This is a genomic window from Arsenicicoccus sp. UBA7492, from assembly GCF_002479615.1.
GTDB lineage: Bacteria > Actinomycetota > Actinomycetes > Actinomycetales > Dermatophilaceae > Arsenicicoccus > Arsenicicoccus bolidensis.
Window position 1 is genome coordinate 1 of the sequence record NZ_DLOE01000035.1, and the last position, 9,537, is coordinate 9,537.

The following is a 9,537-nucleotide window of genomic DNA, read 5'->3' on the forward strand; positions in this document are numbered from 1 at the left end:
AGACAGGTTGACAACTTCCGTCGTTCGCCAGGCTGATGATCCCGCCCCCGGTAGGTCAGCCCTGGACGCCCTTGGCGCGCAGCCGCGCCTCGAGCACGGCCGCCTCCTCGGGCGTCGGCGCCGTCCCGCCGAGGCGGACCGGCACCAGGTGCTGCTCGGCCTCCGGCACGGGCGGGTAGGCGTCCTGCAGGGCGTAGAGCATCCGCGTGATCGTCTCGCGCACGTGCGCCGTCACCTCGACGACGTCGTCCTCGGGACGGACCCGGATCGGCTCGCCCACCGTGATGCCGATGGGCACGTTGCTGCGGCCGAGCCGCTTGGGGTGGCCCTTGGTCCAGACGCGCTGCGAGCCCCAGATCGCGACGGGCAGCACCGGTGCGCCCGTGGCCTGGGCCATGCGCACCCCTCCGGTCTTGAACGCCTTGGGCTCGAAGGACATCGAGATCGTCGCCTCGGGGAAGACGCCGACGATCTCGCCGGAGCGCAGGGCCTCCAGGGCGGTCTCGTAGGACGCGGCCCCGGCCGAGCGGTCGACCGAGATGTGCCGCATGCCGCGCAGCAGCGGACCGCTCACCGGGTGGCGGAACACGCTCTTCTTGGCCATGAACCGGACGAGGCGACGCGACGGGAGAGCCGCCAGTCCGGCATACGTGAAGTCGAAGTAGCCGGTGTGGTTGATCATCATCACCGCGGGACCCTGGCCGGGGACGTTGTCGCCGCCGGTGATCCGGAAGCGCAGTCCCTGCAGCGCGAAGACTCCCTTGAACGCCCCGATCACGGGGGTGTAGACCGGGTCCCGCCGCAGCATCTGCCAGAAGCTCGCCATGGCACGGACCCTACCGGTCGGTCACCCCTGCCCGAGGACGAGGGCCCCGGCCGCGAGCGGATTGGCCGTCATTGCTCGCGCTCTGGGATGATCGCGCGTATGACGACCGACACGCCCCGCACCCACGTCCCGGACAAGCCGTCGCTCGACGGCCTGGAGGACAAGTGGACGCAGGTATGGCGTGACCAGGGGACCTACCGCTTCGACAAGGCCCGGGCGATGGAGCTGCCGCGCGAGCAGATCTGGGCGATCGACACGCCCCCGCCCACCGCGTCGGGCTCGCTGCACATCGGCCACGTGTTCGGCTACACGCAGGCCGACTGCATCGCCCGCTACAAGCGGATGGCGGGCTACGAGGTGTTCTACCCGATCGGGTGGGACGACAACGGCCTGCCGACCGAGCGCCGCGTGCAGAACTACTACGGGGTCCGCGGCGACGCGACCCTGCACCACGACCCGGAGTTCCGCCCGCCGCACGAGGGTGCCGACGGCAAGTCGGTCAAGGCCGCCGACCAGGTCCCGGTCAGCCGGGCCAACTTCATCGAGCTGTGCGACATCCTCACGGTCAAGGACGAGGTGACCTTCGAGGACACCTTCCGCTATCTCGGCCTGTCCCTCGACTGGGACGTGCAGTACCGCACCATCGACGACCACTCCCGCGCCACCGCCCAGCAGGCCTTCCTGCGCAACCTCGCGCGCGGCGAGGCCTACCAGGCCGAGGCGCCGGGGCTGTGGGACGTGACCTTCCAGTCCGCCGTGGCCCAGGCCGAGCTCGAGGCGCGCGACTACCCGGGTGCCTACCACCGGGTGTCCTTCCACGACCCCGGCGGCGACAAGGTCTACATCGAGACCACCCGGCCCGAGCTGCTGCCGGCCTGCGTCGCGCTGATCGCGCACCCGGACGACGAGCGCTACCAGGGGCTGTTCGGGACCTCGGTGCGATCCCCGCTCTTCGACGTCGAGGTGCCCATCCTGGCGCACCCGGCCGCCGAGATGGACAAGGGCGTCGGCATCGCCATGTGCTGCACCTTCGGCGACCTGACCGACGTGCAGTGGTGGCGCGAGCTGCAGCTGCCCATGCGCTCGGTCATCACCCGCAACGGCCGCATCCAGGCGGAGACCCCGGACTGGATCAGGTCCGAGACCGGTCGCGAGATCTACTCCGAGATGGCCACCAAGACCACGCACTCCGCCCGCGAGGCCGTGGTCAACGCGCTGCGCGGCTCCGGCGACCTGGACGGTGAGCCCACCAAGACCCAGCGCAAGGCCAACTTCTTCGAGAAGGGGGACAAGCCCCTCGAGATCGTGACCTCCCGCCAGTGGTACATCCGCAACGGCGGTCGTGACGAGGACCTGCGCGAGGCGATGCGGGCGCGCGGGCGCGAGCTCGACTTCCACCCGTCCTACATGCGGTCCCGCTACGACAACTGGGTCGGCGGCCTCAACGGCGACTGGCTGATCTCGCGGCAGCGCTTCTTCGGCGTGCCGATCCCCGTGTGGTACCGCGTGGACGAGCAGGGCGAGGTCCGCTGGGAGGAGCGGATCGTCCCGACCGAGGAGCAGCTGCCGGTCGACCCGGCCTCGCAGCCGGCCCCAGGGTATGACGAGTCCCAGCGCGGCCAGGCCGGTGGCTTCGTCGGCGACGCGGACGTCATGGACACGTGGGCGACCTCCTCGCTGACCCCGCAGATCGCGGCGGGCTGGCGCGCGGGCGGGCAGGGCTCGGACCCCGAGCTGTTCGCCAAGATCTTCCCCTTCGACCAGCGTCCCCAGGGGCACGACATCATCCGCACCTGGCTGTTCGCGACGATGGTGCGCGCCCACCTGGAGCACGGCTCGCTGCCGTGGACCGACGCGACCGTCAACGGCTGGATCCTCGACCCCGACCGCAAGAAGATGAGCAAGTCCAAGGGCAACGCCACGACGCCCATCGACCTGCTCAAGCAGCACGGGACCGACGCGATCCGCTACTGGGCCGGGGCTGCTCGCCTCGGGACGGACACGGCGCTGGACGAGGCGCAGATGAAGGTCGGCCGCCGCCTGGCCATCAAGCTGCTCAACGCCAGCAAGTTCGCGCTGTCCTTCGGCGAGGTCTCCGGGGACCTGACCGCGCAGGTGACCGAGCCGCTGGACCGGGCGATGCTGGCGTCGCTGGCCGAGGTCGTCGACACCGCGAGCGCGGGCTACGAGGCGATGGACTACACCCGCGCCCTCGAGGCCACCGAGACGTTCTTCTGGACCTTCTGCGACGACTACATCGAGCTGGTCAAGGACCGCGCCCACGGTGGCCGCGGCGAGGAGGGCGCCGCGTCCGCCCGCGCCGCGCTGCGCATCGCGCTCGACGTGCTGCTGCGCCTGTTCGCCCCCGTCCTCGTCTACGCTACCGAGGAGGTGTGGAGCTGGTTCCGCGAGGGCACGGTGCACCGTCAGCCGTGGCCGACCGCGGACGAGCTGAGCACCGTTGCGGCCCTGGGTGACTCGTCGCTGCTCGGCACCGTCTCCAACGCGCTGGTGGGGGTCCGCAAGGGCAAGTCCGAGGCCAAGGTGGGCATGCGCAGCGAGATCACCGCGATGACGCTGACGGCGCCGGCCGCCCAGGTCGAGCAGCTGCGTCTCGCCGAGGCCGACCTGCGCGCCACGGGCAACATCAGCGGCCTGACCTACGGCGAGGGCGAGGCGCTCGCGGTGAGCGACGTCGTGCTGATCCCCGCCGAGAAGCGCCCGAAGGCCTGACCCCCGCGACGCCGGCCTAGTCCGTCAGGTCCGTCAGCTCAGCCAGCTCGGCGAGGACGGCTGGGTCGCTGGTGCGATGCATCGAGCGCACTCCGTCGGCGTCGCGGACCACCAGGGTCGCCTCGCGCGCCCCGTCCTTGGCGTGCGTGATCGTCCAGGTCTCCAGGCCGTCCCGTATGCCGGCGCCCGCCGTCGGTGCGGTGTGCTGCCCCGGGGCACGGTGGGGCACGGTCGGCGCGGCGTCGAGCCGGCGCTGCACGGCGGCCAACTCGCCCGGTCGCCAGGCCCGTGGGGTGGTCGACCACAGCCCGACCGAGTACTTCGACAGCACTCCACCGTTGCCGGTGGTGAGCGCGAAGTCCCCTGGGGCGCAGCGCAACCGGCGGACGGCCTCGGCGATCGCATGCATGGTGTAGTCGTTGCCGGGGCCGCCGAAGTAGGGCAGCCCGCCGGTCAGCGTGAGCCCACGCGGGTCGTCCGGGGCGAGGCCGATCCCGTCGCACACCGACGACACGGCGACGGGGAAGCAGGAGTAGAGATCGAGGTGGCGCACCTCGTCCAGGCCGGTGCCCGCCACCTCCAGGGCGGACCGCACCGCGGCGACGCCGGCCGGGTAGGCATCGAGGTCCGGTCGCTCCAGCAGGGGCCGCTCGACCGTGTCGCAGTGCCCGTGCAGATAGACCCAACGGTCTTGCGGCACATCGAGGCTCGCGGCGCGCTCGATCGACGCGACGATCACGGCGGCGCCCTGGTTGACCAGGTCGCGCGCGACGAGGAGCTTGGGATAGGGCTCGGCCACCATCCGGTTACGCGGCGTCACGGTGAGCAGGTCTGCGGCAGAGAGGTTCTCGCGCAGGGCTGCGTGCGGGTGGTGGGCCGCGACCCGGGTGAAGGGCGCAAACAGCTCGCCCATCGAGGCTCCGTAGTCCGGGTCGTCCATCCCCGCCTGCGCCAGTCGGCGCTGCCGGGCCCGCTCGAGCAACGCGTAGAGGCGGGGGGCGTCGATCTGGCCGGAGTCGTCGAAGTCCACCAGCCCCTCGAGGCCGTGCCCGCGCCCCTCGTGCTGACCGCCCACGGCCTCGGACCAGCTCGGCCGCTCGGCCGCGGGGCGTGAGAGCAGGTGCCGCATGGTCGAGAGCGCCTCGGCGCCGCACGCCACCGCGACCTCGCAGTCGCCGCGGGCGATGCTCGCGGCGAGCTCTGTGACGAGGTGCTGCGAACCCTGCCCGCCGGCCACGTCGGTCAGGACGTGGCGCGGGCGCAGTCCTGTGCGCGTGGCCACCGATCGCGGCACGTTGTCCGAGCGGCCCAGCGGCGCGACGGCGTCCGGCGTCGAGACCTCGAACTGCGGGATGTCGGCCACCACGTCGACCGCCCGGCGCAACGCCCGCGCCCCCGCGCCCGCGCCCGGAGCGGCGTCCGCCAGGGCCTGCTCGACGGCCCGGGCCGCCAGCGCCACCGGTGACAGCGCGGCGTAGGCCGGGTCACCCAGCCGCTCGCTCCACTCCCCCACCCCGATGACGACCGGGGTGCGAGGGTTCAGGCCCACGGGCAGGCCGAGCACGGTCGCGGGGGCCACGGTCACGACGAACCTCCCCGTCCGACGACCGCCCCCACGGCCAGCCAGGGGGTGCTCCAGCCGGCCAACGACACCCGCCCGTCGATGAAGGCCGCCAGGTCGAGCTCCAGCACCTCGCCGGCGGACGGCTCGAAGACGTCCACCCCCGCACCGTCGGCGGCGGGCACGAGCATGGTCACGTGACGAGGCAGCCACCGGCTCCCGACATACAGCAGGACCGGTCCGTCCGAGGCGAGGGAGGCCTCCCAGGCGCGCAGGAGCTCCGCTCGCTCGGCTCGGCCGGCCCACCGGACGACGCGCCAGCGCACGGCCCGGCGACGCAGACCGAGCACCCGGGCCAGCTCGTGCCCCGCGCCCCACGGCGGCGTCCCGAGCGCGCGCGGCCACGGCAGCTGCCAGGACACGGGGCTCGCCAGCAGGCGGTTGGTGCGGTTGCGGACGACCAGCTCCTCGGGGACCAGGCCATGTCGCCGCACGCGTTCGGCATACGCCGGGTCCGTCAGCATGCGGGCCACCACCAGGCAGGTCGACCCACAGGTCGTGGGCGTCGACTGCCGTGGGGCCGGGACACCACGGCGCAGGGCGAAGGCAGGAGCCATGGGACCACCTCACCACGTCGGGGCGCCCGTGCCCACCCCGTCCCGGCGGGCGTGGCAGGATCACTGAGCACTGAGCACTGAGCACTGGGCACTGGGCACTGGGCCTGGTCACTGAGCACGGACCGACGGGGGTGGAGGCACGGTGAGGACGCAAGGACGCTTGGGGCTGCTGGCCGGCGCCCTGGCCCTGGTGACGGCCGCGCTCGTCTGGGCCACCGTGCGCGGCCCGGCCCTCGTGACGTCGGGGCCCCCGCCCACGGCGCAGCCCGAGCGCGAGGTGCAGGACCCACGGTCCCTGCCCGCCTCGGCGGTGGGCAGCCCTCCGGCGACCCCCGTCCGGCCCCAGGGCGGGGGCGGGTGGGACGGCCTGCCGGCCTGGCTCCCCTGGCTGCTCGTCGCGGCCATGCTCGTCCTCGCCGTGGTCGTCGCGCGCACGGTGGTCCGGCGGCTGCGGGCCCTGCCGCGCGACGATCGGGAGGACTCGTCGCTGGGTCCGGACCTGGTGCCCGAGCCTGTCCTGGACGAGGAGGCCGCGCGACAGCAGCGCGTCGCCCTGGCCGGCGGCACGCCCCGCAACGGCATCGTCGCGTGCTGGGTCGAGCTCGAGCGACTGGCCGCGGCCGCGGGCAGCAGCCGGCGCGAGGCCGAGACGTCCGCCGAGTTCACCCGCCGCGTGCTGGCGGAGCAGCACGTGCCCGAGGACGCGATCGCCGCCCTGGCGGAGGCCTACCGCGAGGCGAGGTTCTCCAGCCACGAGGTCGACGAGGAGCTGCGGAGCTCCGCCGGTATGGCGCTCGACCGCCTCCACGACGCCCTCCTCGCCCGTGGCACCGCTACCAGCACCGCGGCGACCGCCCCGAGCACAGCAGCGGCCCGCGACGAAGAGCGCCCATGAGCCGCACCCTGACCCGCCGCACCCTGACCCGCCGGGTCCTGGCGGGACTCGTCCTGTGCCTCGTGGTCCTGGGCGGCGCATCCCTGCTCGGCCTGCGGCTCCACCCCGTCGTCGTACCCGCCGCCATCGCGGAGATCCTCGCCACCTGGTGGCGCCTCGCGGACCGGGCGCGCGCCGAACGATCCGGCTGGTCCGCGCCGTGGGCCCGCGACCGGGAGGTCCGGCACACCCTCACCCACGACCGGCGCCTCAGCGCCCTCACCTGGGCGGTCCACGGCCTGCGCGACGGCCGCACCTGGGAGCGCACCCTGTCGCCGCTGCTGATCGACCTGGTCGACCACCGGCTCCTCACCCACCACGGCGTGGACCGCGCCACCGACCCCGACCGCGCCAGGGAGCTGCTCGGCCCCGAGCTCTCCCGCCTGGTCGACGACCCCCAGACCCCTCCGCGCTCGCAAGGAGCGCTCACCAGCCTGATCGCGAGGATCGAGAACCTATGAGCAGCAACGCTTCCCGCCCGACCGACGCCACGCTCACGTGCGTCCGGGTCCTCGATGCGGTCGAGACCGCCGTCGTCGGCAAGCGAGCGGGCCTCGAGCTCGTCCTCGCCGGCATCCTCGCGGGCGGCCACGTGCTGCTCGAGGACTACCCCGGCCTCGGCAAGACGCTGGCCGGGCGCTCGTTCGCGCAGGCGCTGGGCCTGACCTTCACCCGCGCCCAGTTCACCCCCGACCTGCTGCCCTCGGACCTGACCGGCTCCTTCCTCTACAACCAGGCCACCCACGAGTTCGAGTTCCGCGAGGGGCCGCTGTTCACCGGGCTGCTGCTCGCCGACGAGATCAACCGGACCCCGCCCAAGACCCAGGCGGCGCTGCTCGAGGCGATGCAGGAGCGCCAGATCACGGTGGAGGGCCGGACCTTTCCCCTGGCGGCGCCGTTCCACGTGCTCGCGACCGCGAACCCGGTCGAGCACGAGGGCACCTATCCCCTCCCCGAGGCCCAGCTCGACCGGTTCCTGCTGCGGGTGTCCTTCGGCTACCCGACGCCCGAGGAGGAGGCCGAGGTCGTGCGGGGCCGGCTCGCACGCCGGGCCGAGGAGCAGCAGGTCGAGCAGGTCCTCGCGCCGGGCGAGCTGCTCGACGCCCAGAGCGCGGTCGAGCTCGTCGAGGTCGACCATTCCGTCGTCGACTACTGCGTCGACCTGGTCGGTGCCACGCGCCGGCACGGCTCGGTCCAGGTCGGCAGCTCTCCCCGCGGCTCGCTGGCGCTCGTGACGGTGGCCCGTGCGTATGCCGTGGTGCAGGGCCGGGACTACGTCACGCCGGAGGACGTCAAGCACGTCGCCGTCCCCGCCCTCGCGCACCGCCTCACCATCAAGCCCGAGCTGTGGATGACGCAGGTGTCCGGCGTCACCATCGTGCGGTCCCTGCTCGACACCGTGCCCACGCCCGCCGCCCTCACCGGTGGCCACGGCCGATGACGGCACCCGCCCGGGGCGGCCGCCCCGACGCCGCGGCCCGGCAGGCGGCCTGGTCGGCGACGCCGCACCACCTCGCCGTCGTGGGGGTGGGGGTGGCCCTCGCGGTCGCCGCCGTGCTGGGGCACCGGACGGACCTGCTCGTGGTCGCCATACCGCTGCTCGTCGTCGCACTCCTGGGCGCGCTGGGCCGGCCCGAGCGACCCAGCCTGCTGCGGACGGGCGTCCGGTCGGACCGTCTGCGCGAGGGCTCCACGACCACGGTCACCGTGGACGTGGCGCACGACCCCCGCGCCGAGGCCCTGGGCGTCGACCTGGCGCCGAGCGACCGGCTGCGGCCCGAGGTGCGGCACGGCGCCACCAGCACCCTGCTCGAGGGCGAGCGGCACCACGGCGAGCAGCTGGTGTCGCCCGAGGTGTGGGGGCGGCACTCGGTCGGCCGCGGCGAGGTGCGCCTGTCGTCCGCCTGGGCGGCGCACTCCAGCCGGTTCCGGGCCGGCGAGGGCCACCGGCTGCTCGCGCTGCCCTCCCCCGAGCGGCTTCCGCTCCGGTCTGACCAGCTGCGGCCCGCTCAGCAGCTCGGCCGTCACCTGTCCCGCCGCGCCGGCGAGGGCTCGGAGTTCGCCGAGATCCGGGCCTTCCGCCCCGGTGACCGGATCCGGCGCATCCACTGGCCGACCTCCGCCCGCACCGGCAGCCTGCACGCCCGGACCATGTATGCCGAGCAGGACGCCCAGGTCATGCTGCTGGTCGACGTGCTCAGCGACATACCGCACGTTGACCCCGGCGTCCCGAGCAGCGTGGAGGCGGCGGTGCAGGCCGCGGCCCACGTCGCCGGGCACTTCACGACGGCCGGGGACCGCGTGGGGCTGCGCGTGCTCGGCGACACCGGTGTCCTGCCCGTCCCCGCCGGGACCGGCCGCCGCCACCGGCAGCGACTGCTCGGCGCCCTCGCCACCGTCGACCCCGCCAGCGACCGTCAGCCCGACGTGCAACAGCTGAGCCTGGGCCTCACGCCCGGATCGCTGCTGCTGGCCCTCACCCCGCTCACCTCGCGCGTCGTGGTCGACGCCGTGGTCGCCCTCTCGAGGCGCGGGCTGGACGTGGCGTGCATCGACGTCACCCCCACCGCCACGGTGGTCGACGAGGACGTCGAGACGATCGCCTGGCGCCTCCTCACCCTCGAACGCCGCCGCACGGCAGACCTGCTCGAGCACGAGGGCATCCCCGTCGTCGCCTGGCAGGACGCCTCCTCCGTCGAGGAGCTGCTTCGCCGGCTGCAGGCCCGTCACGAACGAGCCAGGGCATGAGCGGCACGAGGGCTACCAGAGGCGCGCGCGGCACGAGGGGCGCGCGGGCCGCGAGGGGGACGACGGGCGCGACCGGGATCGAGCGCGTCCTCACCCGCGATAGAGCCCCGTTGAGTGG

At 73.7% G+C, this 9,537-nt stretch carries 8 protein-coding genes; 5 read left to right on the top strand and 3 right to left on the bottom strand.

What is annotated here, in order from left to right; all coding sequences use genetic code 11:
* Window positions 1–55: 55 nt before the first annotated feature.
* Window positions 56–826 (bottom strand): lysophospholipid acyltransferase family protein, encoded by a 771-nt coding sequence (locus B4E97_RS09835; protein WP_286958404.1) that lies wholly within the window; start codon window positions 824–826, stop codon window positions 56–58.
* Between the two features lie 99 nt (window positions 827–925).
* On the opposite strand from B4E97_RS09835, the gene valS reads away from it, so the two are divergent.
* The gene (gene valS, locus B4E97_RS09840; RefSeq protein WP_286959702.1) at window positions 926–3,559 is read left to right on the top strand and encodes a valine--tRNA ligase; all 2,634 of its coding nucleotides are present in this window, start codon (window positions 926–928) and stop codon (window positions 3,557–3,559) included.
* 16 nt (window positions 3,560–3,575) lie between these two features.
* Here valS and B4E97_RS09845 read toward each other — a convergent pair whose 3' ends face one another.
* Together B4E97_RS09845 and B4E97_RS09850 are read right to left on the bottom strand one after the other, a co-directional pair.
* Entirely contained in the window at window positions 3,576–5,144 is a 1,569-nt protein-coding gene (locus tag B4E97_RS09845) for an acetyl-CoA acetyltransferase (RefSeq protein ID WP_286959703.1), read from the bottom strand.
* On the bottom strand, window positions 5,141–5,737 hold the full coding sequence (locus B4E97_RS09850; protein WP_239261704.1) for a hypothetical protein: 597 nt from the start codon (window positions 5,735–5,737) through the stop codon (window positions 5,141–5,143). The genes B4E97_RS09845 and B4E97_RS09850 overlap by 4 nt, the downstream gene beginning before the upstream one ends.
* Before the next feature lie 142 nt (window positions 5,738–5,879).
* On the opposite strand from B4E97_RS09850, the gene B4E97_RS09855 reads away from it, so the two are divergent.
* From B4E97_RS09855 to B4E97_RS09870, 4 genes are read left to right on the top strand one after another with little or no spacing between them, the layout of a single operon-like run.
* On the top strand, window positions 5,880–6,632 hold the full coding sequence (locus B4E97_RS09855) for a DUF4129 domain-containing protein (protein ID WP_286959704.1): 753 nt from the start codon (window positions 5,880–5,882) through the stop codon (window positions 6,630–6,632).
* The gene (locus tag B4E97_RS09860) at window positions 6,629–7,132 is read left to right on the top strand and encodes a hypothetical protein (RefSeq protein WP_286959705.1); all 504 of its coding nucleotides are present in this window, start codon (window positions 6,629–6,631) and stop codon (window positions 7,130–7,132) included. The genes B4E97_RS09855 and B4E97_RS09860 overlap by 4 nt, the downstream gene beginning before the upstream one ends.
* Window positions 7,129–8,112 (top strand): AAA family ATPase, encoded by a 984-nt coding sequence (locus tag B4E97_RS09865; RefSeq protein ID WP_239261698.1) that lies wholly within the window; start codon window positions 7,129–7,131, stop codon window positions 8,110–8,112. Before B4E97_RS09860 ends, B4E97_RS09865 begins: the two co-directional genes overlap by 4 nt.
* Window positions 8,109–9,419 carry a DUF58 domain-containing protein gene (locus B4E97_RS09870; RefSeq protein WP_286959707.1) on the top strand — a complete coding sequence of 437 codons (1,311 nt, stop codon included), beginning with the start codon at window positions 8,109–8,111 and terminating at the stop codon, window positions 9,417–9,419. The genes B4E97_RS09865 and B4E97_RS09870 overlap by 4 nt, the downstream gene beginning before the upstream one ends.
* Window positions 9,420–9,537: the final 118 nt, after the last annotated feature.